This window comes from Tardiphaga sp. OK246 (assembly GCF_900188215.1).
Taxonomy (GTDB): domain Bacteria; phylum Pseudomonadota; class Alphaproteobacteria; order Rhizobiales; family Xanthobacteraceae; genus Tardiphaga; species Tardiphaga robiniae.
Genome location: NZ_FZOX01000016.1, coordinates 9,959 through 34,368 on the forward strand (window position 1 = coordinate 9,959; position 24,410 = coordinate 34,368).

Annotated in this window: 18 protein-coding genes and 1 tRNA gene; 3 read left to right on the forward strand and 16 right to left on the reverse strand. The window is 61.4% G+C overall.

The window, feature by feature from the left end:
- Nucleotides 1-37: 37 nt before the first annotated feature.
- The 4 genes from rpoC to rplJ form a co-directional block, all read right to left on the reverse strand.
- On the reverse strand, nt 38-4,237 hold the full coding sequence (rpoC, locus tag CHC01_RS31560) for a DNA-directed RNA polymerase subunit beta' (protein WP_089268272.1): 4,200 nt from the start codon (nt 4,235-4,237) through the stop codon (nt 38-40).
- A gap of 125 nt (nt 4,238-4,362) precedes the next feature.
- Nucleotides 4,363-8,478: a DNA-directed RNA polymerase subunit beta gene (gene rpoB / locus CHC01_RS31565; protein WP_089268273.1), complete on the reverse strand. Its 4,116-nt coding sequence runs from the start codon at nt 8,476-8,478 to the stop codon at nt 4,363-4,365.
- 429 nt (nt 8,479-8,907) lie between these two features.
- Entirely contained in the window at nt 8,908-9,285 is a 378-nt protein-coding gene (gene rplL, locus CHC01_RS31570) for a 50S ribosomal protein L7/L12 (protein WP_089268274.1), read from the reverse strand.
- Between the two features lie 54 nt (nt 9,286-9,339).
- Complete coding sequence (gene rplJ, locus CHC01_RS31575; protein WP_089268275.1) at nt 9,340-9,858, reverse strand: 50S ribosomal protein L10; 519 nt, start codon at nt 9,856-9,858, stop codon at nt 9,340-9,342.
- A gap of 784 nt (nt 9,859-10,642) precedes the next feature.
- On the opposite strand from rplJ, the gene CHC01_RS31580 reads away from it, so the two are divergent.
- Nucleotides 10,643-11,644 (forward strand): hypothetical protein, encoded by a 1,002-nt coding sequence (locus tag CHC01_RS31580; protein WP_141137218.1) that lies wholly within the window; start codon nt 10,643-10,645, stop codon nt 11,642-11,644.
- A gap of 58 nt (nt 11,645-11,702) precedes the next feature.
- Here CHC01_RS31580 and CHC01_RS31585 read toward each other — a convergent pair whose 3' ends face one another.
- The 4 genes from CHC01_RS31585 to CHC01_RS31600 form a co-directional block, all read right to left on the reverse strand.
- On the reverse strand, nt 11,703-12,344 hold the full coding sequence (locus CHC01_RS31585; RefSeq protein ID WP_068731517.1) for an Isoquinoline 1-oxidoreductase subunit: 642 nt from the start codon (nt 12,342-12,344) through the stop codon (nt 11,703-11,705).
- Nucleotides 12,341-14,506: a xanthine dehydrogenase family protein molybdopterin-binding subunit gene (locus CHC01_RS31590; RefSeq protein WP_089268277.1), complete on the reverse strand. Its 2,166-nt coding sequence runs from the start codon at nt 14,504-14,506 to the stop codon at nt 12,341-12,343. The genes CHC01_RS31585 and CHC01_RS31590 overlap by 4 nt, the downstream gene beginning before the upstream one ends.
- Nucleotides 14,507-14,509: 3 nt before the next feature.
- Nucleotides 14,510-14,974: a (2Fe-2S)-binding protein gene (locus CHC01_RS31595; RefSeq protein ID WP_068731522.1), complete on the reverse strand. Its 465-nt coding sequence runs from the start codon at nt 14,972-14,974 to the stop codon at nt 14,510-14,512.
- Between the two features lie 161 nt (nt 14,975-15,135).
- On the reverse strand, nt 15,136-15,816 hold the full coding sequence (locus CHC01_RS31600) for a TetR/AcrR family transcriptional regulator (protein ID WP_089268278.1): 681 nt from the start codon (nt 15,814-15,816) through the stop codon (nt 15,136-15,138).
- A gap of 108 nt (nt 15,817-15,924) precedes the next feature.
- Here CHC01_RS31600 and CHC01_RS31605 point away from each other — a divergent pair, with 108 nt between their 5' ends.
- Nucleotides 15,925-17,061 carry an FAD-dependent oxidoreductase gene (locus CHC01_RS31605; RefSeq protein ID WP_089268279.1) on the forward strand — a complete coding sequence of 379 codons (1,137 nt, stop codon included), beginning with the start codon at nt 15,925-15,927 and terminating at the stop codon, nt 17,059-17,061.
- Between the two features lie 5 nt (nt 17,062-17,066).
- Here the strand turns inward: CHC01_RS31605 and CHC01_RS31610 are convergent, their stop codons facing one another.
- The 6 genes from CHC01_RS31610 to CHC01_RS31635 all read right to left on the reverse strand — a co-directional run bounded on the left by CHC01_RS31610 (nt 17,067) and on the right by CHC01_RS31635 (nt 22,523).
- Entirely contained in the window at nt 17,067-18,017 is a 951-nt protein-coding gene (locus tag CHC01_RS31610) for a 2-hydroxyacid dehydrogenase (RefSeq protein ID WP_089268280.1), read from the reverse strand.
- Nucleotides 18,018-18,127: 110 nt separating this feature from the next.
- Complete coding sequence (gene rplA / locus CHC01_RS31615; protein ID WP_089268281.1) at nt 18,128-18,820, reverse strand: 50S ribosomal protein L1; 693 nt, start codon at nt 18,818-18,820, stop codon at nt 18,128-18,130.
- Between the two features lie 6 nt (nt 18,821-18,826).
- Nucleotides 18,827-19,255 carry a 50S ribosomal protein L11 gene (gene rplK, locus CHC01_RS31620; RefSeq protein WP_068731528.1) on the reverse strand — a complete coding sequence of 143 codons (429 nt, stop codon included), beginning with the start codon at nt 19,253-19,255 and terminating at the stop codon, nt 18,827-18,829.
- Nucleotides 19,256-19,384: 129 nt separating this feature from the next.
- Nucleotides 19,385-19,915 carry a transcription termination/antitermination protein NusG gene (gene nusG / locus CHC01_RS31625; RefSeq protein WP_068731530.1) on the reverse strand — a complete coding sequence of 177 codons (531 nt, stop codon included), beginning with the start codon at nt 19,913-19,915 and terminating at the stop codon, nt 19,385-19,387.
- Between the two features lie 12 nt (nt 19,916-19,927).
- Nucleotides 19,928-20,119 (reverse strand): preprotein translocase subunit SecE, encoded by a 192-nt coding sequence (gene secE, locus CHC01_RS31630; RefSeq protein WP_068731532.1) that lies wholly within the window; start codon nt 20,117-20,119, stop codon nt 19,928-19,930.
- A gap of 247 nt (nt 20,120-20,366) precedes the next feature.
- Nucleotides 20,367-22,523, reverse strand: coding sequence for an SGNH/GDSL hydrolase family protein (locus tag CHC01_RS31635; RefSeq protein ID WP_141137219.1), 2,157 nt, complete (start codon nt 22,521-22,523; stop codon nt 20,367-20,369).
- Between the two features lie 323 nt (nt 22,524-22,846).
- Here CHC01_RS31635 and CHC01_RS31640 point away from each other — a divergent pair, with 323 nt between their 5' ends.
- Nucleotides 22,847-23,998: a GGDEF domain-containing protein gene (locus CHC01_RS31640; protein WP_089268283.1), complete on the forward strand. Its 1,152-nt coding sequence runs from the start codon at nt 22,847-22,849 to the stop codon at nt 23,996-23,998.
- A 69-nt stretch (nt 23,999-24,067) separates the two neighbouring features.
- On the opposite strand, the gene CHC01_RS31645 is transcribed toward CHC01_RS31640, so the two are convergent.
- A tRNA-Trp gene (locus CHC01_RS31645) sits at nt 24,068-24,143 on the reverse strand.
- 150 nt (nt 24,144-24,293) lie between these two features.
- Nucleotides 24,294-24,410 (reverse strand): EF-Tu C-terminal domain-related protein (locus CHC01_RS31650; protein WP_502695694.1); only part of this gene is annotated, 117 nt, incomplete at its 5' end.

Consider the following 24,410-nt stretch of genomic DNA (forward strand, 5'->3'; position numbering starts at 1 on the left):
CGCCGGCCCTTTCGTTTCTTAAGTCCGCCCGGCCCGATTACTCGGCCGACGGCAGCATCAGCGGCTCGGGCTCCGGAGCCGACGGCACGATCGCCGCCTGCTTCTCGCGCTCGTCGAGGATCATCTTGTCGCGCTTCATTGCGACTTCGCGGATCTTCGCCATCGAGGCGCCAGTACCGGCCGGGATCAGGCGGCCAACAATGACGTTTTCCTTGAGGCCTTCGAGCGGGTCCACCTTGCCGTTGACGGCAGCTTCGGTGAGCACGCGCGTGGTCTCCTGGAACGACGCTGCCGAGAAGAACGAACGGGTCTGCAAGCTGGCCTTGGTGATGCCCAGCAGCACAGGGTTTCCGGTCGCAATCTTCTTGCCTTCTTCCTTCGCCTTCAGGTTCAGCGCGTCGAACTCGATCTTGTCGATCTGCTCGCCCGAGATCATGTCAGTCTCGCCCTGATCAGTAATCTCAACCTTCTGCAGCATCTGACGGACAATCACTTCGATGTGCTTGTCGTTGATGAGCACGCCCTGCAACCGGTAAACTTCCTGGATTTCGTTGACCAGATAGGCAGCAAGTTCCTCGATGCCCTTGATCGCCAGAATGTCGTGCGGCGCCGGATTGCCTTCGACGATGTAATCGCCCTTTTCGACGATGTCGCCGTCCTGCAGATGGATCTGCTTGCCCTTCGGAATGAGGTACTCGCGGGTCTCCTCGTTCTTGTCGAGCGGCTCGATCGAGATGCGACGCTTGTTCTTGTAGTCGCGTCCAAAGCGGATGGTGCCGCCGATTTCCGCGATGATCGCCGCGTCCTTCGGCTTGCGCGCCTCGAACAGTTCGGCCACCCGCGGCAGACCGCCGGTGATGTCACGCGTCTTCGCGCTTTCCATCGAGACACGGGCAAGAATGTCACCCGAGGTCACCTTGGCATCGACGTCGACCGACAGAATGGCGTCGGGCGACAGCATGTAACGGGCGTCGCCGCCACGTGCGAGCTTGAGGACCTTGCCGTCCTTGCCCTTGATGACGATAGCCGGACGCAAGTCCGCACCGCCACGCGACGAACGCCAGTCGGTAACGACGCGCTTGGCGATACCGGTCGACTCGTCGAGCGTTTCCGTAATCGACTGGCCGTCGATCAGGTCTTCAAACCCGATCGTGCCGTCGACTTCGGTCAGCAGCGGACGGGAATACGGATCCCATTCCGCGATACGCTGGCCACGCTTGATCATGTCGCCGTTGGCCACGTGAACGCGAGCACCGTACTGGATACGATACGTCGCACGCTCGGTGCCATCGGCGTCAGAGATGGCGATGACCATGTTGCGCACCATTGCAACCATGTGGCCTTCGCCGTTCTTGGCGATGTTCTCGTTCTTGATCGTGATCTTGCCGTCGAAGTTCGACTCGATCACCGACTGCTCGTTGAGCTGCGCCGCACCGCCGATGTGGAACGTACGCATCGTCAGCTGCGTGCCGGGCTCACCGATCGACTGCGCCGCGATGACGCCGACGGCCTCACCGTGGTTGACGGGCGTGCCGCGGGCCAGATCGCGGCCGTAACAGGTGCCGCAGATGCCGTTGACCAGTTCGCAAGTCAGAGCCGAACGGATCTTCACTTCCTGGATGCCGGCCTGCTGGAGCAGATCGACGTCCTTCTCTTCCATCAGCGTGTTGCGCTTGATCAGCACCTTGTTGGTCGCGGGATCGCGAATGTCTTCGCAAGCCGAACGTCCGAGGATACGCGACGCTAGCGATGCGACCACCGAACCGGAGTCGATGATGGCGCGCATCTTGATGCCGAGATTGGTGCCGCAATCGGTCTGCGTGATGATGCAGTCCTGCGCCACGTCGACGAGACGGCGGGTCAGGTAGCCTGAGTTCGCGGTCTTCAACGCGGTGTCCGCGAGGCCCTTACGAGCGCCGTGGGTCGAGTTGAAGTATTCGAGAACCGACAGACCTTCCTTGAAGTTCGAGATGATCGGCGTTTCGATGATCTCGCCCGACGGCTTGGCCATCAGGCCGCGCATACCACCGAGCTGACGCATCTGGGCCGGCGAACCACGGGCACCGGAATGCGCCATCATGTAGATCGAGTTGATCTGGGCTTCTTCACCCGCCGCATTCCTCTTCACCGAGGAGATTTCTTTCATCATCTCCTTGGCGACTTCTTCACCCGCCTTCGACCAGGCGTCGACGACCTTGTTGTACTTCTCACCGTGGGTGATCAGACCGTCATTGTACTGCTGTTCGAAGTCCTTCGCGAACGCACGGGTGGCGTCGACGATCTTCCACTTCGAACCCGGCACGACCATGTCGTCCTTGCCAAACGAGATGCCTGCCTTGAACGCGTTGTAGAAGCCGAGCGCCATGATGCGATCGCAGAAGATCACGGTCTCTTTCTGACCGCAGTGACGATAGACCTGATCGATGACGCCCGAGATTTCCTTCTTGGTCATCAGCTTGTTGATGACGTCGAAAGGCATCTTCGGCGACTTCGGCAGAACCTGACCGAGCATCGCACGACCGGCAGTGGTTTCCACCATGCGCGTGACCGGCTTGCCGTCCGCATCGAGACCGGACCAGCTGTATTTGATCTTGGTGTGGAGGTGGATGACCTTCGCATGCAGCGCATGCTCGATCTCCGCCATCTCACGATACAGCTTGTTTTCGCCCGGGAGACCCGCACGCATGGTCGACAGGTAGTACAGACCCAGCACGATGTCCTGCGACGGCACGATGATCGGCTGACCGTTCGCCGGATGCAGGATGTTGTTGGTCGACATCATCAGGACGCGCGCTTCCAGCTGCGCTTCGAGCGACAGCGGAACGTGCACGGCCATCTGGTCGCCGTCGAAGTCGGCGTTGAAGGCCGAGCAGACCAGCGGATGCAGCTGGATCGCCTTGCCTTCGATGAGCACCGGCTCGAACGCCTGGATGCCCAGACGATGCAGCGTCGGCGCGCGGTTCAGCAGCACGGGATGCTCGCGAATGACCTCGTCGAGAATATCCCAGACCTCGGGACGTTCTTTTTCAACGAGCTTCTTCGCCTGCTTCACCGTGGTGGACAGACCCTTGGCGTCGAGACGCGAATAGATGAACGGCTTGAACAGTTCGAGCGCCATCTTCTTCGGCAGGCCGCACTGATGCAGACGCAGTTCCGGACCGACGACGATGACCGAACGGCCCGAATAGTCGACGCGCTTGCCGAGCAGGTTCTGACGGAAACGACCCTGCTTGCCCTTCAGCATGTCGGCCAGCGACTTCAGCGGACGCTTGTTGGCGCCGGTGATGACACGGCCACGACGGCCGTTGTCGAACAGTGCGTCGACGGCCTCCTGCAGCATGCGCTTTTCGTTGCGGATGATGATGTCCGGCGCGCGGAGCTCCATCAGACGCTTCAAGCGGTTGTTACGGTTGATGACGCGGCGATACAGATCGTTCAGATCCGACGTCGCGAAGCGGCCACCATCCAGCGGCACCAGCGGACGCAGATCCGGCGGGATCACCGGCACCACCGTGAGGATCATCCATTCCGGCTTGTTGCCGGAATAGCGGAAGGCCTCGACGATCTTCAGGCGCTTGGCGAGCTTCTTGTGCTTGATGTCGGATTCGGTCTCCTTCATCTCGACGCGCAGCTGCTCGTCGAGCTTCTCGAGCTCCAGACCCTTCAACAGTTCACGGATCGCCTCGGCACCGATCATCGCGGTGAACGAGTCCTGGCCGTATTCGTCCTGCGCCTTCAGATATTCTTCTTCAGACAGCAGCTGACGGTCCTTGAGCGCGGTGAGACCCGGCTCGAGAACGACGTAGTATTCAAAATACAGGATGCGCTCGAGATCCTTGAGCGTCATGTCCAGCAACTGGCCGATGCGCGACGGCAGCGACTTCAGGAACCAGATGTGCGCAACCGGAGCGGCCAGTTCGATGTGACCCATGCGCTCGCGTCTGACGCGCGACAGTGTCACTTCGACCGAGCACTTCTCGCAGATGATGCCCTTGTACTTCATGCGCTTGTACTTGCCGCACAAGCACTCGTAATCCTTGATGGGCCCGAAGATGCGGGCGCAGAACAGGCCGTCGCGCTCGGGCTTGAAGGTACGGTAATTGATGGTTTCCGGCTTCTTGATCTCGCCGTAGGACCACGACAGAATCTTCTCCGGGGACGCAATCGAGATCCGGATCTGGTCGAAGACCTGAGCCGGAGTCGTCGGATTGAAGAGATTCATAATTTCTTGGTTCATCGTCTTCTCCTCGCGTGCCGATCGCCATCAGCAGCAAATTCGAAATTCTTTAGAGCCACACACCCTGCCCCACGTCCCGGCTGGGTGCGGACGCCCGGCCATCAGGCCGGGCGTAACGCTTGTTCTTACTCGGCAGCTTCGGAGGTCGGCCCCGGCAGCTTGGAATTGTGCAGGTCGACGTTGAGGCCGAGCGAGCGCATTTCCTTGACCAGCACGTTGAACGATTCCGGGATACCGGCCTCGAACGTGTCGTCGCCGCGCACGATCGCCTCGTAGACCTTGGTACGGCCTGCGACGTCGTCCGACTTCACCGTCAGCATTTCCTGGAGCGTGTACGCCGCGCCATAAGCCTCGAGCGCCCACACTTCCATTTCACCGAAGCGCTGGCCGCCGAACTGCGCCTTACCACCCAGCGGCTGCTGCGTGACGAGCGAGTACGGACCGATCGAACGCGCGTGGATCTTGTCGTCCACGAGATGGTGAAGCTTGAGCATGTAGATGTAGCCCACGGTCACCTTGCGATCGAACTGGTCGCCGGTCCGGCCGTCATAGACGGTGGACTGACCGGATGCGTCGAAGCCAGCCATCTTCAACATCTCTTCGATGTCGGCTTCCTTCGCACCGTCGAACACCGGCGTCGCAATCGGCACGCCGGGCTTCAGGTTACGCGCCAGTTCAAGCAGCTCGGTGTCGTTCAGCGACTTGATGACTTCGTCTTCGCCGTAAACCTTCTTCAGGGTGTCGCGCAGCGGCTTCAGATCCTGCTTCTGGTAGTAGGCGTCGATGGTCTGACCGATCTTCTTGCCCATGCCTGCGCAGGCCCAGCCAAGATGCGTCTCCAAGATCTGACCGACGTTCATGCGCGACGGCACGCCGAGCGGGTTCAGCACGATGTCCGCATGCGTACCGTCTTCAAGGAACGGCATGTCTTCGATCGGAACGATCTTCGACACCACGCCCTTGTTGCCGTGACGTCCGGCCATCTTGTCGCCGGGCTGGATCTTGCGCTTCACCGCGACGAAGACCTTGACCATCTTCATCACGCCTGGCGGCAGTTCGTCGCCACGCTGCAGCTTCTCGACCTTGTCGAGGAAGCGCTGTTCAAGGCCCTTCTTCGATTCGTCGTACTGCTTCCGCATCGCTTCGATTTCGGTCATCAGCTTGTCGTTCGCGGTGGCGAACATCCACCACTGCGACCGCGGATTTTCGTCGAGCACAGCGCGCGTGATCTTGCCGTCCTTCTTGAAGCCCTTCGGACCGGCGATGCCGACCTTGTTCTCCAGAAGATCAGCCAGACGGCCGTAGACGTTACGATCCAGGATGGCCTGTTCGTCGTCACGGTCCTTGGCGAGACGTTCGATTTCTTCCCGCTCGATCGCCAGAGCACGTTCGTCCTTGTCGACGCCGTGCCGGTTGAACACGCGGACTTCGACGATCGTGCCCTGCACGCCCGGAGGCACGCGGAGCGAGGTGTCGCGAACGTCCGACGCCTTCTCACCGAAGATGGCGCGCAGAAGCTTTTCTTCCGGCGTCATCGGGCTTTCGCCCTTCGGCGTGATCTTGCCGACCAGGATGTCACCGGCGCGGACTTCAGCGCCGATATAGACGATGCCGGCTTCGTCGAGGTTCTTCAGCGCTTCTTCCGACACGTTCGGAATGTCGCGGGTGATTTCCTCAGGGCCGAGCTTGGTGTCGCGGGCCATCACTTCGAATTCCTCGATGTGGATCGAGGTGAAGACGTCTTCCTTCACGATCCGCTCCGAGAGGAGGATCGAGTCTTCGAAGTTGTAGCCATTCCACGGCATGAACGCGACGAGCACGTTACGGCCGAGTGCGAGTTCACCGAGATCGGTCGACGGACCGTCGGCAATGATGTCGCCCTTGCGAATGATGTCGCCAACCTTCACCAGCGGACGCTGGTTGATACAGGTCGACTGGTTCGAACGCTGGTACTTCATCAGACGATAGATATCGACGCCCGACTTGGTCGGATCGAGATCTTCGGTCGCGCGGATAACCACGCGGGTTGCGTCGATCTGGTCGATGACACCCGAACGGCGGGCAGCGATCGCAGCACCGGAGTCGCGGGCCACGACGGCTTCCATGCCGGTACCGACGAACGGCGCTTCGGCGCGCACCAGAGGCACGGCCTGACGCTGCATGTTCGAGCCCATCAGCGCGCGGTTGGCGTCGTCGTTCTCGAGGAACGGGATCAGCGCCGCAGCGACCGAAACGAGCTGCTTCGGCGACACGTCCATGTAGTCGACCTTGTCGGCCGGCAGCGGCAACACGTCGCCGGCGTGACGGCAGATGATCATGTCTTCGGTGAACTTGCCCTTGGCGTCGAGCGACACGTTCGCCTGCGCGACCGAGTAGCGGCCCTCCTCCATCGCCGACAAGTACACGACCTCATCGGTGACGCGACCGTCCTTGACCTTGCGGTAAGGGGTCTCGACGAAGCCGTACTTGTTGACGCGCGCGAAGGTGGCGAGCGAGTTGATCAGACCGATGTTCGGGCCTTCCGGCGTCTCAATCGGGCAGATACGGCCGTAGTGGGTCGGATGCACGTCGCGGACTTCGAAGCCGGCGCGCTCGCGGGTCAGACCACCGGGGCCAAGCGCCGAGAGACGACGCTTGTGGGTGATTTCCGAGAGCGGATTGGTCTGGTCCATGAACTGCGACAGCTGCGACGAACCGAAGAACTCACGCACCGCGGCAGCCGCGGGCTTCGCGTTGATCAGGTCCTGCGGCATCACGGTGTCGATGTCGACGGACGACATACGTTCCTTGATGGCGCGCTCCATGCGCAGCAGGCCGACGCGATACTGATTTTCCATCAGCTCGCCGACCGAACGCACACGGCGGTTGCCGAGATGGTCGATGTCGTCGATTTCGCCCTTGCCGTCGCGCAGGTCCACCAGCGTCTTGATGACGGCGAGGATGTCTTCCTTGCGCAGCGTGCGATGAGTATCCGGCGCATCGAGTTCGAGGCGCATGTTCATCTTCACGCGGCCCACGGCCGAGAGGTCGTAGCGCTCACTGTCGAAGAACAGCGACTGGAACATGTTCTGCGCGGATTCGAGCGTCGGCGGCTCGCCGGGACGCATCACGCGGTAGATGTCGAACAGCGCGTCTTCACGCGTCAGGTTCTTGTCTGCCGAGAGCGTGTTGCGGATATAGGCACCGATATTGACGTGGTCGATGTCGAGCAGCGGGAGTTCCTTGTAGCCCTCCTCGTTCAGCGCCTTCAGCGACTTCTCGGTGATTTCCTCGCCGGCTTCGGCGTAGATTTCACCGGTCTTCACGTTGACGAGGTCCTCGGCGAGATAGTTGCCGACCAGCTCTTCATCGGTCAGACGCAGCGCCTTGAGGCCCTTCTCGGCGAGCTGACGGGCAGCACGCACGGTGAGCTTCTTGCCGGCTTCGAGCACGACCTTGCCGGTGTCGGCATCGATCAGGTCGTTGACGGTGGAGTAGCCACGGAAACGGGTGGCGTCGAACGGAACGCGCCAGCCTTCCTTGATCTTCTTGAACTGGATCTTCTTGTAGAACGTCGAGAGAATCTCTTCGCCATCCAGACCCAGCGCGAACATCAGCGACGTCACCGGAATCTTGCGGCGACGGTCGATACGCGCAAACACGATGTCCTTGGCGTCGAACTCGATGTCCAGCCAGGAACCGCGATACGGGATCACGCGGGCAGCGAACAGCAGCTTGCCCGACGAATGGGTCTTGCCCTTGTCGTGGTCGAAGAACACGCCCGGCGAACGATGCATCTGCGAAACGATGACGCGCTCGGTGCCGTTGACGACGAAGGTGCCGTTCATGGTCATGAGCGGGATATCGCCCATGTAGACGTCCTGCTCCTTGATGTCCTTGACGGACTTGGCGCCGGTTTCTTCGTCGATATCGAACACGATCAGGCGCAGCGTCACCTTCAGCGGAGCAGCATAGGTCATGCCGCGCTGGCGGCACTCATCGACGTCATATTTCGGCGGCTCGAATTCGTAGCGCACGAATTCCAGCATCGAGGTGCCCGAGAAATCCGAGATCGGAAACACCGAACGGAAAACAGCCTGCAGACCTTCGTCGAGGCGACCGCCGGTCGGCTCATCGACCATCAGGAACTGGTCGTAGGACGCCTTCTGAACCTCGATGAGGTTCGGCATCTCTGCGACTTCTTTAATATGACCGAAGAACTTGCGAACGCGCTTGCGACCTGTGAACGTCTGCTGACCCATCGTGGCCTCTCATTGCGTCGCCCGAAAGGGGCGAACCTTCCAGAGCGCGACTGCCATCGCCTCCGGGTTGAATTTCCAAGAACGTTCCGAATTCAGCGCCCAATGAGGAACAAAATCCCTCTCCCGAGCATTTGAATCGCAGAACGCAAAACGACGTGCGCGATGCCCGACTGCACCTCGCCCGTCCAAACCGTCTAGCTACGGACCGAAAAGCCCGAAAATTGCCCATCTCCCAACGGCTTAACCGGAAACGTCGCCGTTTCCGCTGTCAGACCGTGTTTTTCGTGCTGCCGTCCCGATATGGGATGGCAATCATGGAGATTCGAGGGTGGTTCCCAGCGCATCCCCACACATTCCTGTGTAGTCCATCGAGTTCCGGCCCAGAGGGCGACCAAATGGCCGCCCTCCAGATGGAACCCATAAAGGGTCTTACTTGAGTTCGACCTTCGCGCCAGCCTTCTCGAGCTGACCCTTGATCTTCTCGGCTTCGTCCTTGGCAACGCCTTCCTTGACGGGCTTCGGAGCGCCTTCGACCAGGTCCTTGGCTTCCTTGAGGCCAAGACCCGTGATCGCACGGACTTCCTTGATGACTTCGATCTTCTTGTCGCCGGCCGAAGCCAGGACGACAGTGAACTCGGTCTTTTCTTCAGCAGCAGCAGCACCGCCGCCGCCAGCAGCCGGACCAGCAACTGCAACAGCAGCAGCAGCCGAAACGCCCCACTTTTCTTCGAGCATCTTGGCGAGGTCGGCAGCTTCGAGCACGGTCAGGCTCGAGAGATCGTCAACGATTTTCTGTAGGTCAGCCATTGTCTATTTCCTTAAGCGTATTTGGTTCGAACCAGGGTTTGAATGCGAAGGGCGTCAGGCCGCTTCGCTCTTTGAGGCATAGGCCTGAACAACACGCGCGAGCTTCGCCGCGGGAGCTGTCGAGAGCTGAGCGATCTTGGTCGCCGGCGCCACAAGGAGGCCGAGGATCTTCGCGCGCAGTTCGTCGAGCGAGGGCAGCGCGGCCAAGGCCTTGACGCTGTCGACGTTCAGGACGGTTTTACCCATCGAGCCGCCAAGGATGACGAACTTCTCGTTCGCCTTGGCAAATTCGACGGCAACCTTCGGTGCAGCTACCGGATCGTCCGAAGTGGCGATCACAGTCGGGCCCTTCAACAGGGAACCGATGGCAGCAACATCCGTGCCTTCAAGAGCAATTTTGGCGAGACGGTTCTTCGAGACCTTCACCGAGGCGCCAGCCAGCTTCATCTGCGAACGCAGGTTCTGCATCTGGGCAACGGTGAGGCCGGAATAATGGGCGACGACCGCAACGCTGGTGGTCTTGAAGACCCCGTTCAGCGCGTCGACCGCGTCCTTTTTAGCCGCTCTTTCCACAGCAAGCTCTCTCCGGTTGGCGGCCTCTATCGAGATAGGACCGCCGGGTTACACCCACCGTCCCACCTGAACCTGACCTCGAGACACATGCTCGTTAAAACACGTGGTCTAAAGACACGTCGGGCGAGACGATATGATAGCCTGCCCTCCCGAACCGTCCTGGCGAACCAGCATTGGCGCGGGGTGTCGAGGTTCGAACCAAATACGCGTCATGTCGCACAAAACGACATTGGCGAAATCCAGTCTTCACCCGTCTATGCTGGCTGCATCAAGTTTTACGATTAAGCCGTTGATGAAACTTGCGTTTATCTAAGGCGCCAGCAGTCTCGGACAGGATTCAGGATCATCGATAAGCCATCATCTGACCTATTGGTGACCCCTGCCCGCCTTCCTCAAATCCGCGTCGCGCGTCCCATCCCCGTCGAGCGATCCGTATGGACAGCCTGAAAGGAAAAGTCTCCTGCGATGTGGGTTGTCGGAGTGCGAACACAGACGCGCCAGCTACCAGCCAGCACGCCCGGAAACGGTTGTTTAACGAGTCTTTTTCGTGTTGCCAAGCGCGAAATGCCGATGTGGCATCTTTTCTGCAGGGGGCCGTGATCGCCCCCCAGCCCCGCGCGCTGCATCCGGACAATTCTACACATTTTGGTAAGCCGCTGTCAGTCATCGCGTTGACCGAGCAGTAATCCCGCAATCGGATTAACTCGCGCGCAACCCGTGCTTGCCACCCTGTCCGAAAACAAGTGGCTGCGACCCTCTGCCGTCGCGCCTCATGGAGCGTCAGATGTCCGTTGTTCGCAGTTCCACCCGCGCATTTATGGCGGTAGTTGTTTTCCTTGGGCTGTTCCACGGCGTCATCCTGGTTCTCGGGCTCGCCACATTCCTTGCGGACCAGATGGAGCCGCCCTCCCCCGACCGGGCATTCCAAATATTCGTGTTGCAGGTCGGCACCGACGCAGCACTCATGGTGGCCGGCCACTGGTTGATGCGCTCGCTGCGCTACAGCACCCGCGCCGCATATGGATTGATGGGTGGTGCAGCAGCGGCTCTCGGCTACGGCATCGCGCTGTCGAACAACCTGCTGATCATGCCCCCGCTGGACGGCACGCGCCTGACCGCATCAGTGCTGCCAATTCTGGTCGGCATGGTCGCCGGTGTCATGTACGTGAAACTCGCTGGACGCGAGATGCGGGCCGTGCCGGCGGGTGAAACACCCGACGCGGCGACGGAAGCTCCCGCAACGCCGGCCGTCACTTTCGACGGCCCGGTCCAGGTCCGCACCTCACTCACCGCTGTCGCGATCGCGGCGGCTGTGCCTGCTGCGATTGTCGCCGTGGTCACCATCCCCTTCGTCACGTCGATATTCGGCCACTTCAGCGCCGACGGGAGTCACAGCTTCAACTGGAGCAAGCAGGTCAACGAAATGGCGTTCCCCGCCTATTTCTTCATGCTGACTTTGATGACGACGTCCTTGCCGTCTGCGATCGTCATCGCCATCACCCATGCCATAGCCCGCAGCACGCGACGCACCAGAGGCATTGACTATTCCGGGATTGGCGCAGCCGTCGCGGGTGCAGGCGCCGTGCTGGCGAGCCCATTCATCTCGCTCTGGCTGACCATCCCGATCACCGCCGTCGCCGGAGTGATGATGGGACTGGTCTATCGCTGGTTCGCCGGCATTGAGCCACTGTCGCTGCCGGAAGTCGTTCTAGCGACGGACCGCGCGACGCTGGTCGGTGCAGATGACCCATCACGTCGAACGCGCGCCGTGATCATGAATGGCTGAAGCGCAAACGCCGTGACGCGCCCGCGCTTCAGTTAGACGTTCATGCCAAGCGGAGCTGTCACCCCTTCGGGCAGGCCGCTCCGGCATCGGCCCAGGCCTTGATCAGTTCACCGAACTGTTTCTGGGTACCCGGCGCCGGGGTCCGGTTGCCACCGGGATGCCAGCCCCAGCCGACCAACTCGTCTTCGGCCATGTGCTTCACAAGTGCGGCCATGTCCTTGCCGCCATTGCGCTCCTTGTCCTTGATCTGGGTGCAGATCTGGCCAAGCGTCTTGCCCTGCCAGGCCATCTCGATGGGCGCCAGCGCCCACTTCGGATTGCCGGGGACGTTGGCGGCATCGAAGTTGTTCTCGTGGTGGCAGGTGGCGCAAGCGAGACCACCGGCTGCGCCGACACCGCCCTCGCCGCGCACGACCAGCGGGATATGCGGCCGCATGCGGTCGGTCTGGGTCGGGCGTTCGGTGGCCGGATGGCAGTTCATGCAGCGCGGCGACTGGATGACCTTGCCGGCTTCCGTGAACAGCGCCACGGCACGCTCGTTCTTGTTCTTGATCTTGGCGAAGGCCGAGACCGACTGCAGCTTGGTCGGATTGCTGACCGCTGCATCGGCCTCCTGGAAGCTCGGCTCCGCGAATGCGAGGAGACCCGCCGCGAGGCCGCCGGCGACCAGCGCCAACATCGAGTTCTTAAACAAGCTCATGCTGAGGCTCCTGGCACGATCGGCAATTGCCGCGGTCTTCCCACTCCGAGTTTCGCCAGCGCGTTGGCAACGGCAGGCCCGAGCGGAGGCACGCCGGGTTCGCCGACGCCTGATGGCTTCTCGGTCGATTTCACGATGACCACCTCGATCTCCGGCATCTCGTTGATGCGCAGCGAACGATAGGTATCGAAATTGCCGGACACCGGCGCGCCGGCATCCAGCGTTTGTTCCGCATAGAGGATGTGACCGAGGCCGAAGCCGATGCCACCTTCCATCTGTGCGCGGATGATGTCGGGGTTCACGGCGACGCCGCAATCCACCGCGCACCATACCTTGTGCACCTTCGGACCGTCGTCGGTCATGGACAGTTCGACGACCTGCGCGACGAAGGTGTTGAAGCTCTCGACCACCGCAACGCCGCGCGCGCGGCCTGCCGGCACCTTGTAGTTCTTCCAATCGGCGAGTTCGGCGACGGCCTTGAGAGCCCCTGCGTGGCGCGGCTTCTTGCTCAGGAGTTCAAGCCGACCTTCGATCGGATCCTTGCCGGCGGCCTCGAGCAGTTCATCGACAAAGGCTTCGACGACATAACCGGTGTGGGTGTGGCCCACCGAGCGCCACCACAACACGGGCACACCGACATCGACCTGATGCATGTCGCAGCGGAAGTTCTCGACGTCGTACGGGATTTCGTTCGAGCCTTCATAGGACGTCGGATCGAGGCCGTCCTTGAACATCATGGACTCGAAGAAGGAGCCCTTCATGATCGACTGGCTGACGATGGTGTCGCTCCAGGCTTCGATCTTGCCGTCGCGCACCGTACCGCGCATGCGGTGGATGCAATACGGCCGATAGTAGCCGCCGCGCATATCGTCTTCGCGCGTCCACACCAGCTTGACCGGCTTGCCCGGTCCGATCGCTTTCGCGACTTCGGCGAGCTCGATGGCCTGATGCGTGCTCTGCTGGGCGCGGCGGCCGAAGCTGCCGCCGGCAAGAAGAACGTCGATCTTCACCTTCTCGATCGGCAGCCCGAGCACCTTGGAGATCGCCATATGGTCAGGCGTCGGAAACTGGCAGCCATAGCGCGCATAGGCGGTGTCGCCGTCCCATTTCAGATAGGCGTTGAGCGGCTCCATCGCGGCATGGGCCAGATACGGGAAGACGTATTCAACCTCGATCACGCGGCCACCTTTGGCCATCGACTCTTCGAACTTGCCCTCGGCCTTGACGAGCTTGCCGGCCGTCTTCGACAGGCCGCGGAATTGCTGCAGCAGTTCGGCGCTGCCACGCTTCTCCGCCTTGCTGTCGTCCCAGGTGATCTTCAGCGCGTCGCGGCCCATCTTCGCGGGCCAGAAGCCCTTGGCGTAGACAGCGACACCGTTCGACACCTGCTTGACGTCGACAACACCCGCCACGGCTTTCGCAGCCGTCGCATCGAAGGACGCGACCTTGCCGCCGAATTTCGGCGAACGCGCCACGACCACCGTGAGCATATCCGGCTCGTTGATATCGAGCGTGTAGAAGGCCTTGCCATTGGTCTTGTCGGCGCTGTCGAGGCGTTTCACGACGCCTTCCTTGCCGATCAACCTGAACTGCGACGGATCCTTCAGCTTCGGATCGGCAGGCACCGGCATGGCCATCGCCTTGTCGGCGAATTCGCCGAAGCGACCTTCATGGCCTGACGCGTGCTTGATCACACCGTTATCGACAGTGATCTCGCCCGCCGGCACCTGCCAAGCGTCGGCCGCAGCCGCAACCAGCATCTGGCGCGCGGCGGCGCCGACCTGTCGCATCTGGATGTAGGAATTGGCGATGGCCGTCGAGCCACCGGTGCCCTGCATGCCGAACGCCAGATTCTTGTAGAGCTGCGGATTCGACGGTGCATGATCGGCACGCATCTGCGCCCAGTCCGCGTCGAGTTCTTCGGCGACCAAAGTCGCCATGCCGGTGAACGGTCCCTGCCCGAATTCGATGCCCTTGCACAGCACCGTGACGGTGCTGTCGGGCTTGATGATCAGGAAGGTGTTCGGCGCGATATTGACCGACGGCTTTGCCGCCGCCTGCGCGAACAACTTGTCGGCACGCGCAACGTAAGCGCCGAGCACGAGGCCAGCGCTGCCCTTGAGCAGCGTGCGACGGGAGAGCTTGGTGTCATGAACGGTCATGGCTCAACCCTCCAGAGATTTGGCGGCGCCATGAATGGCGGCGCGGATGCGGACATAGGTGGCGCAGCGGCAGATGTTGCCGTTCATCGCCAGATCGATATCGTTGTCGGTGGGGGTCGGATTGACGCTGAGCAGCGCGGTGGCGCTCATCACCTGGCCGGATTGACAGTAGCCACATTGCGGCACGTCAAGCGCGACCCAGGCAGCCTGCACTGCCTTGGCTTCCTTGGAGTCGAGCCCTTCAATGGTGGTGATTTCGCTGGTGCCGATGGCCGAGACGGGCATTGAACACGAGCGGACGGTCTGGCCGTCCACATAGACCGTGCAAGCGCCGCATTGCGCGACCCCGCAGCCATATTTGGTGCCGGTGAGACCGGCCCCATCTCGAATTGCCCAGAGCAGAGGTGTGTTGGGATCGACGTCGACCTGACGGGCCTGACCGTTGATCTTGAGAGTGAACGCAGCCATCGCTGATGTCCTATGTCGTCGAATGTACGCCTACATTCGAGTTGTTCTAAACAGCCGACATCTACATCCGCATTGCGGAATAACCCATTCAATTATTTTTGTACCGCGCGGGAACGAAATTGGTTCTTGCGAAACGGCCCTGCAGACCAGTCGCCAGCTTGTCAGAGGCGCCGCGACGCTTCGATGCCGCTCAGGATGAGATCGATTCCGGCGAGAAAGTCCCTGCGGTCGTCGTGCCCCCGCAAATGTGCAGCCATGCTGCGGGTGAACGCATACGCGTCTGGATCGAGCTGAGACCAGGAGGTCGCGACCGCGTCCAGAAAGTCAGACCTGTCGATTCCTCGCATCCGGCCGAGCTGCCCGTTGGCCGCGTTCTGCGCACCGACACCAAGGATGTAGTTCAGCAACGCACCCACCGTCGCCCACTGATCTTCGCCGGGCACGCCAAGGGCGCTAACCTGCCGGCCGATGCGTTCAAGTATTCGCACCATGGGCAACTGCCCGGGAGCGCGTGTGAGCGCCGAGCCTATCCACGGATGCGCGTCGATCGCGTCAAACATGCCCAGCGCGAGGGTGCGAATGATGGCCTGAGGCGTCGCGCCGACCAGGGGCGCGTTCATCGCGCGGGCGATGATGGCGTCGCAGGCGGCAGTCAGCAGATCGCCCTTATTGGGCACGTGCCAATAAATAGCCCCGGGACCAGTGGCGAGCCGCTCCGACAGGGCGCGGAATGTCAGACCATCTTCCCCGCTGCCGTCCAGGATCGCGACCGACGCTTCGATGATGCGATCCCGGGAGAGTGAGTCTTCGCGTCGTGGGCTACTGCGAGTTTTCTTGGCCATGTCCCCACCTTGACATAAATGGAACGACGTTCCAATAGAATGGAATGACGTTCCATTCTAGGTCTTGGGGAATGTCCCGGGACAGCCTGCGACTGCGAAGGTGGCGAAATGAATACTCATGTGGCGATTGTCGGCGCGGGGCTCGGCGGGCTGACGCTTGCCCGCGTGCTGCATGTTCACGGTATCGCTGCGACGATCTATGAAGCTGAAGCTTCGGCCGACTCGCGGGCACAAGGAGGCCTGCTCGATATTCACGAATATAACGGGCAGCTCGCCCTCAAGGCTGCGGGATTGTTCGAAGCTTTCCGCGACATCATCATCGTCGGTGCTGATGCCAAGCGCATACGCGACAAGGACGGCAAGCTGCTGTTTGACAGGCCCGACATGGGCAACGGCAGTCGACCCGAGGTGGATCGCGGAGAGCTTCGCCAGATTCTGCTCGATTCCCTTCCTGGCGACACGATCCGCTGGGGACACAAACTTGCAGCGGCGTCTCCGCTCAGCGGCGGGCGGCACGCACTGACTTTCTCCAATGGCTCAACGGTATCGACCGATCTCCTCATCGGCGCCGACGGTGCCTGGTCACGCGTTCGCCCGCTCCTCTCCGGGGAGAAACCGGCCTATGTCGGCACCTCATTCATCGAGACGTTTCTTTTCAACGCCGACACCCGTCACAAAGCGAGCGCGGAAGCGGTTGGCGGCGGCACACTGATGGCGATTGCGCCGGGCCAGGGAATCTTTGCGCACCGACACGCCGATGGAACACTGCAAGGCTACGTGGCCCTGAACAGGCCGGAGGACTGGATTGCCCGCATCGATTTCTCCGACCGGACGAGTGCCCTCACCCGCATCGCCGCGGAATTCGAGGACTGGGCTCCGGAACTGACAGCGCTGATCGCCGACAGCGAGGTCGCCCCCGTGCTTCGCCCGATCTATGCGCTGCCGATCGAACACCGATGGGATCGCATAGCCGGCGTGACGCTGCTCGGCGATGCCGCGCACCTGATGTCACCATTCGCCGGCGAAGGCGCCAATCTCGCAATGTTCGACGGTGCTGAACTTGGGCTCGCTCTCGCCGCTCATCCAGACGATGTGGAAGCCGCGCTTGTCGCTTATGAAACGGAGCTCTTTCCCCGCAGCGCGTCTGTTGCCGCGGAGACCGACCGGAATCTGAAGCTGTTCTTCAACGACAACGCGCCTCAGAGCGTGGTTGACCTGTTCACCAGCTTTCAGATCACCGAATAGCTGCCCTAAACCGCCACCGCGTAGGGCAGCCCCTTGCCCGCGTAAAACGCGTCGAGATTGGCAATGACGCAGTCCTGCATCGCCGTGTGCGAATCGAGCGTGTGACCACCGATATGCGGCGTCAGCACGACATTCGGCAAAGCCGTGAGTGCGTCGGGCGCGTGGGGCTCCTTCTCGAACACGTCGAGGCCGGCGCCGGCGATGGTCTTGTCCGTCAGCGCCGCTGTCAGCGCAGCCTGATCGATCACCGAGCCGCGCGAGATGTTCACGACCACGCCATTGGCGCCGAGCTTCTTCAGCATCGCGGCATCGATGATGCGGTTGGTATCGGCCCCTGCCCGCACGGCGATCATCAGCACGTCGCACCATTCGACCAGCGCTTCGAGGCTTGGCTCATAGCGATACGGCACATCATGCTTGCTGCGGCTGTGATAGGCGACATCGCATTCGAAGGCCGCGACGCGCGATGCGATCTTGCGGCCGATCTCGCCCATGCCATAGACGCCCACTCTGCGGCCGGGATTGCCGGGCTGCGGCGACATCAGCGGCGACGGCTTTGCCGACGACCAGCCACCCTCGCGCAAATACTGATCCGCAGGCAGCAAGCGCCGCGTCACCGCGAGCATCAGCGTGAGTGCCAGATCGGCGACCGAGGCCGCATTCGCGCCCGGGCTGTTGCCGACCACGATCTTGCGCTCGGCCGCAGCCTTGAAGTCGACGCCGTCATAGCCGGTGCCGTAGCAGATGATGGCGCCGAGCGCCGGCATCATGTCCATCACGTCTGCCTTGAGCACCTGACCGCCCGCGGTGATCAGCGCGCGCACGTCTTTCAGTTGGTCAGGGGAAAAGGTCTGCAGCGGTGGCTTGCCTGCAGCGTCTAGAAGATCGAAGTGCTCGCCGATGCGCACCATCTGGGACTTCGGGAAACGCGAATAGATCAGAACCTTCTCGGCCATCGTGACGATCCTTTGGGGGCATTCCTGCGGGTCTAAAGAGCGGAAGACAAAAGAAAGGGCGGAACCGGTTGCCCGATTCCGCCCTGGTTTCTTGCAAGCCTTGTTCCGGCTTAGCCGAGCACGGTGCCCGTCTCAACCTTGACGCCGGGGCCCATGGTCGAAGACACGGCAACGCGCTGCAGATAGGTGCCCTTCGCGCCAGCCGGCTTCGCCTTGGAGACGGCGTCGACCAGAGCCTTGATGTTTTCGACGAGCTTCTCTTCCGAGAAAGATGCCTTGCCGATACCAGCCTGCACGATGCCGGCCTTCTCGACGCGGAACTCGACCGAACCGCCCTTGGCACCCTTGACTGCGCCGGTGACATCCATGGTCACGGTGCCGATCTTCGGGTTCGGCATCATGCCGCGCGGACCGAGCACCTTACCAAGGCGACCGACCAGCGGCATCATGTCGGGGGTTGCGATACAGCGATCGAAATCGATCTGACCGGCCTGGACCTTCTCGAACAGGTCTTCTGCACCGACGACGTCTGCACCGGCAGCCTTGGCTTCTTCAGCCTTCGGGCCACGGGCGAACACGCCCACGCGCAGGGTGCGGCCGGTGCCGTTCGGCAGGGTGACGACGCCACGGACCATCTGGTCGGCGTGACGCGGATCGACGCCGAGATTCAGCGAAATTTCGATGGTCTCATCGAACTTCGACTTGGCGCGTTCCTTGACCATCTTGATGGCCTCGGCGACCGGATAGAGCTTCTCGCGGTCGATGCCCTCACGGGCCTTCTTCAAACGTTTTCCAATTGCCATGACCGTTTACCCCGCGACCTCGACACCCATCGAACGGGCAGAGCCCTCAACCATCTTCATGGCCGATTCAATGGTGTCGCAATTCAGATCCTTCATCTTCGCTTCGGCGATCTCGCGCACCTGCGCTTTGGTCACCGCGCCGGCCTTGTCACGACCCGGCAGCTTGGAGCCGGAGGTGAGCTTGGCGGCCTTCTTGATGAAGAAGGACATCGGGGGGGTCTTGAGGGCGAAGGTGAACGAACGATCGGCGTAGATCGTGATCACCACCGGGATTGGGGTGTTCTTTTCTTCCTTCTGCGTCTGCGCATTGAACGCTTTGCAGAATTCCATGATGTTCAAACCGCGCTGACCAAGCGCGGGACCGATCGGGGGCGAAGGGTTCGCCGCACCGGCCGGCACCTGAAGCTTCAGGTATCCGGTCACTTTCTTTGCCATGTGTCACTCCTGTTGTGCCGGTCATCGACCGGCTGTTTCAGGTTTCGTGGTTCGGTCGACAAGCGGTTGGCAACCGCCCTCTTCCTCCCACGGCCTTAGAAACGCGAGGCGAACCTCACGCTATTGCGATCAGACCTTTTCGACCTGACCGAATTCCAGTTCGACCGGCGTGGCGCGGCCGAAGATCGACACTGCGACCTTCACGCGCGAGCGTGCTTCGTCGATTTCCTCGACGACGCCGGAGAACGACGCGAACGGACCATCGGCCACCTTCACGTTCTCGCCGATCTCGAACGACACCGACGCCTTCGGGCGCTCCACGCCTTCCTGCACCTGGTGCAGAATGCGCATCGCTTCGGCTTCCGAAATCGGCATCGGCTTGTTTTCCGCGCCGAGAAAGCCCGTGACCTTCGGGGTGTTCTTGATCAGATGAAACGCTTCGTCGGTGAGCTGCATCTTCACCAGCACGTAGCCCGGGAAGAACTTGCGCTCGGCGTCCATCTTGCGACCGCGACGTATTTCAGTGACCTTCTCGACCGGAACCAGAATCTGTTCGAACAGGTCTTCCAGGCCACGCTGCTTGGCCTGTTCCTTGATCGACTCCATCACCTTCTTTTCGAAATTCGAATAGGCGTGAACGATGTACCAGCGCATGCTCATAATTCTGTTCCGTCAGTGCATCGTGAGCAAAAAGGCGACGAGGTAGCGGATGACCTGATCCGCCGCAAAAAAGAAGATCGACGACAGCGCCACCATGACGAAAACCATGATGGTCGTGATGGTCGTCTCGCGTCGCGAGGGCCACGTGACCTTGTTGGTCTCGGTGCGCACTTCCTGCAGGAATTTGAACGGGCTGAACGCCATCGTTATGTGATCCGCATCCGTCGTGAGACGATTGAATTGGTTTCAGAATCCGAACAGCCCTCTTGCGCCCAACCCTTTATTCAAGGATGAGCCGCCAAGCGGGCTCGTTCGTTCGGGGATTTGCCGCGTCGGATATCCGGTCACCGGGCCGACAGCGAGTGCAGCTTCCTACTTCGGACCGGACCAAAGGTCAAGGTATCCGGGCCGGACCGGCGGGAACCCTCCCCGCCACCGGATACCACCTGGATCAGCGCGCACCCACTCCCGGCGACGGTCTGCCGACCGCCGCACGGACGTGCCGGACGACATGATCGGCGACGATGGCGTGGCCCTCCGCGGTCGGGTGCACCGCGCCGCTATACATGGCCGCATAGACCGGCTGCAGGATGTCGAACTGGGTAAAGCCCGGCGAATGGACGTTTGCGGTCAGAAACGCGTCATTGGGAGTCCGGAACAGGCGCCAGCGGGACGCATAGGGCAGATAGGCCGCCGGCGAATATGGCGTAAACTCCTCCTTGCCGATCCAGCGTCGCGGCATCGCCATCGCCTCGCCGTCCGCCTGCGGCCGCTTCGGATCGCGCGCACAGAGCCCGCGTTTGGCAAATTCGCTCTGGTGATCGGTGATGAGCTGGAAGCCGGTTCCGGCGCCGGTCGCCAGCGCCGGGCAGCCCCCGCCCCGTCCGTTGGTGATGCAGGCGGTCCGGGCGAAGAAATCGTTCAGAAAGCTCACCGTCTCGGCCAGCCGTTCGCGCGACAGCACCAGCTTCTTGTGGACGTCGAGACCGAGCGTCGGCTGCGCGCCGCACAAGGCTCCTGTCTCGTCGAACTGGATCGGCTCGTAAGCCGTCTGCAACACCTTCGCGGGCGCCACACCAAAGCCGTCGCGCAAGGCATCGCGGAGCGCCACCATGCGCTCGTCGAGCTGCTCCATATAGGCGCGCGACACATCAGGCGAGAACCGGATCTGCTTGCCGAGCAGGTTCGCGATCGGTGCGAGATCGCCGGCGGATTCGGTCATCGCATAGACCATCAGCGGCGAGAAGCCGACATCGTTGCCGCCAATCGACAGCAGCAGCGTATCGATCGGCCGCTTTCGCTCGTTCGGCGCACACCAGGATTTTGTTACCGGCGTATTCGCAACCTGCACGCTGCCGCTCGCATAAGTCGGCAGATTGTAAGTCGCACGCTGCGTGCGACCCGCGGGGCTTTTGCAGATCAGATCGGCAAGTTGATCGAGCTGCGAGCGCACCATCGCGTTGCCGGCGCCCTCACGCGCCTTCTTCTCGAGGAACAGACCTTCGGTGACCTCCGAGCCGGTGCAGGCAAGGCTTACCAGCGTGATCGACCGGTGCGGATTTTCCAAACTGAGTTGCAGCCCGACGCGAAACGGATAGCCGTATTGCGAGCGGTGGCAATCGGGGCTGAGCCAGCGCGGATTGGCAGCGTTGAAGGCCTTGTCGAACTGCGCAGACGCGAGCGGGAAATAAAGCTCCTGCTCCTCGTCGGCGAGCTTGCGCCGCGGCAGGTTCTTGTAGTCGAAACTTCCCACCGGTGCAGCGGGGGTCAGTTTCTGCAGCGACTTGGCGGTGCTGCGCGTCGCCATCTCCTCGCGCATCAGGGTGGGATCGTAGACCATCTCGCGGACGGCGCTGAATGTCACCGGAACGTCCGGATTGCTTTCGCCCGAGGCAAAGGAATCGCCGAGCGCCACGATGAACAGATCCTCGACGACGACCTGCGGGTCGTTCAACATTCGACCGTCGGGCAATTTGACCTGGACCGATGCACCGGACAGGTTGCGATCGACGGCATAAGGCAGGCGCGTGATCTTGAGCGGCGTCGCGCAGGATTGCGTTGTGGACTCGGTCCTGCTGCCCGGCCGCCGCGGCGTCCAGCTCCAGACGCAATCATATGCGCCAGCTTCGGCAATGCGCTCGGGCGACAGCCGGATCAGCACCGTATGCGCATCCGGCAGTACGTAATCTTCCTTGGCCGTGCCCCACGAATAACGCCGGTCGCAACTCGCGAGATAGCGGCCCTGCCGGCTGTCGTAGCAGACGGCGTCGACGGTCTGCGACGCCCAGCCGAGACGCGAGCGATCGTAGCGCGCCCGCGCGGTGTCGGCGCAACTGGTCGGGCTGGTCATGTCGCGGCAATCGGGATCGTTCAGCCGCCGCTCGGTGCGCCACACCACATCGGCGGGCGGCAGCACCATCTCGTTGCGCGCAGCAGGATAGCCGCGCTCATACATCGCGAAGGATGCTGCATTCTTGAAGAAGCGAAATGGACTTTCCACCTGCCAGAGCAGGTCGGCGGCATGAGCGCCATGACTCAATGACAAATGTCCAAAGGACGACACCAGTAACGTCGTGGCCCCCACGACGAACGTCACAAGTAATTTCATTCTCGACTTCCGGCTGAAATTCCCAACGGGTGTGTCGCGCGCGCGGCAAGCCAGGTTCATCGCCGCGACCGCACGCCGCAGGGACGCAGAAACGCAAACGCGGGGAGCAGCACGATCGCGCATGATTGGCAAAGCCGATGTCGGACATGGCCATCAGCCTATTGAGCAAATTGCCCCGCGGATCGTCAGATTCCATTAACCCCGCGGCCAGACTAAAACGCGAGAAGCTACCCAGGTACTCCAGTAAGTGGATGTATTAGCAGACCTAAATGTTTTGATCGGCAGATTGCTTGTTTGATCGGCAATGCGACGGGCATCAGCGAATGACCAGCATCACCACCCTGTCCGAGGGAACCGACGCCTCCACGAGGGACCTCCGCAAGGATTCGGCATTGCGGATCGCGCGGCGGCGAACCGCCTATATCGCGCAGGCGTCGAGCTATCTGATCGATGCCGCGATCCTGCTGCTGTACGCCATGATCGGCGTGACCACCGTGGCGACGGGGGTCGTGTATCTGGCCATCAGGCTCGCTGTGGTCGGCATTGCTGCCTATCTCTCGGAAATCCAGGTCAACGACCGTTTCAAGGACCCCTACCTCACGGTCCCCCTCTCCATCGTCAGCATCATCGTCCAGATCGGCGCGATCTATCTCGTGCCGCAGATCGGCTTCTACTTCATCTCCATCATTTTCGTCGTGCTCGGCTTCGCCGCACTCCGCATGAGTGCGCGCCAGACCGGCATCGTCTGGTCGACCGCAACGCTGGGCCTCGCACTACTTTTCCTGATGACCGACAAGCCGATCGGCATTCCCATGGCCACCGCGACCGAGCGCGCTCTGGCGCTGGCCTGTTTCGTCAGTGCGCTCGGCCGCTGTGCCAGCGCCGGCCTCTACGGCAGCTCGATGCGCGAACTGCTGTATCGTCGCAGCAACGACCTCGCGGCTGCCAATGTGCGGATCGAGGAACTGGCGCAACTCGACGAGCTCACCGGCGCATTGAACCGGCGCTACATCATGAAGTGCCTGAACGACGAGATCGCCAAGGCCCAGCGCAACGCCACAACCTGCTGCATCGCGATCATCGACCTCGATCACTTCAAGAAGATCAATGATCACTTCGGACATCCGGTGGGCGATGAAGTGCTGCGCGCCTTCGCCATCTCTGTCTTCGCCAATATCCGCACCATCGACAGGTTCGGCCGTCAGGGCGGCGAGGAGTTTCTGCTGATCCTGCCGGACACCGACATTGATCTTGCGATCCAGACGCTCGATCGATTGCGCGGCCTGATCACGGAACTGAACTGGTCAGCGATTGCGCAGGATTTGACTCTGACGATATCCGCCGGGATCAGCGCCATCAGGCCCAACGATACGCCGGAAGACATTTTGGCGCGCGCCGACCTTGCGCTCTACAGAGCCAAGGATACCGGCCGCGACCGCGTGGTGGCAGCGCCGCAAAAGCGGCAGTTCAGCTGAGCGGCAGTCGGAGACCCGCCTGAAAGGCGCGCTTAGGCTAAAATATATCGATATTTCAAAGACTTAAAATGGCAGGGGCGGTAGGGCTCGAACCTACGACAACCGGTTTTGGAGACCGGTACTCTACCAACTGAGCTACACCCCTACAGGAAAACGGCGCACCGTCATTTCCGCGCCGTTTGAAGCATATGCGACGCCTGATTTGCAAGAGGCGAAGCGCCCCCTCCGAAATCAAATCCCGCCGGAATCAAAACGGCGGGCAAGGGAACAAGCCCCTGCCCGCCGCCTATATCGATTACTCGATAATCGAGGCCACCACGCCTGCACCGACGGTGCGGCCGCCTTCACGGATGGCGAAGCGCAGCTTCTCTTCCATCGCGATCGGCACGATCAGGTGCACTTCCATGGCGAT

Excerpts from the sequence above, each read along its gene's own strand:
- rpoC (WP_089268272.1), bottom strand. The coding sequence starts at position 4,237 with ATGAACCAAGAAATTATGAATCTCTTCAATCCGACGACTCCGGCTCAG.
- rpoB (WP_089268273.1), bottom strand. The coding sequence starts at position 8,478 with ATGGGTCAGCAGACGTTCACAGGTCGCAAGCGCGTTCGCAAGTTCTTC.
- rplL (WP_089268274.1), bottom strand. The coding sequence starts at position 9,285 with ATGGCTGACCTACAGAAAATCGTTGACGATCTCTCGAGCCTGACCGTG.
- CHC01_RS31580 (WP_141137218.1), top strand. The coding sequence starts at position 10,643 with ATGTCCGTTGTTCGCAGTTCCACCCGCGCATTTATGGCGGTAGTTGTT.
- CHC01_RS31585 (WP_068731517.1), bottom strand. The coding sequence starts at position 12,344 with ATGAGCTTGTTTAAGAACTCGATGTTGGCGCTGGTCGCCGGCGGCCTC.
- CHC01_RS31590 (WP_089268277.1), bottom strand. The coding sequence starts at position 14,506 with ATGACCGTTCATGACACCAAGCTCTCCCGTCGCACGCTGCTCAAGGGC.
- CHC01_RS31595 (WP_068731522.1), bottom strand. The coding sequence starts at position 14,974 with ATGGCTGCGTTCACTCTCAAGATCAACGGTCAGGCCCGTCAGGTCGAC.
- CHC01_RS31600 (WP_089268278.1), bottom strand. The coding sequence starts at position 15,816 with ATGGCCAAGAAAACTCGCAGTAGCCCACGACGCGAAGACTCACTCTCC.
- CHC01_RS31605 (WP_089268279.1), top strand. The coding sequence starts at position 15,925 with ATGAATACTCATGTGGCGATTGTCGGCGCGGGGCTCGGCGGGCTGACG.
- CHC01_RS31610 (WP_089268280.1), bottom strand. The coding sequence starts at position 18,017 with ATGGCCGAGAAGGTTCTGATCTATTCGCGTTTCCCGAAGTCCCAGATG.
- rplA (WP_089268281.1), bottom strand. The coding sequence starts at position 18,820 with ATGGCAATTGGAAAACGTTTGAAGAAGGCCCGTGAGGGCATCGACCGC.
- rplK (WP_068731528.1), bottom strand. The coding sequence starts at position 19,255 with ATGGCAAAGAAAGTGACCGGATACCTGAAGCTTCAGGTGCCGGCCGGT.
- nusG (WP_068731530.1), bottom strand. The coding sequence starts at position 19,915 with ATGAGCATGCGCTGGTACATCGTTCACGCCTATTCGAATTTCGAAAAG.
- secE (WP_068731532.1), bottom strand. The coding sequence starts at position 20,119 with ATGGCGTTCAGCCCGTTCAAATTCCTGCAGGAAGTGCGCACCGAGACC.
- CHC01_RS31635 (WP_141137219.1), bottom strand. The coding sequence starts at position 22,523 with ATGAAATTACTTGTGACGTTCGTCGTGGGGGCCACGACGTTACTGGTG.
- CHC01_RS31640 (WP_089268283.1), top strand. The coding sequence starts at position 22,847 with ATGACCAGCATCACCACCCTGTCCGAGGGAACCGACGCCTCCACGAGG.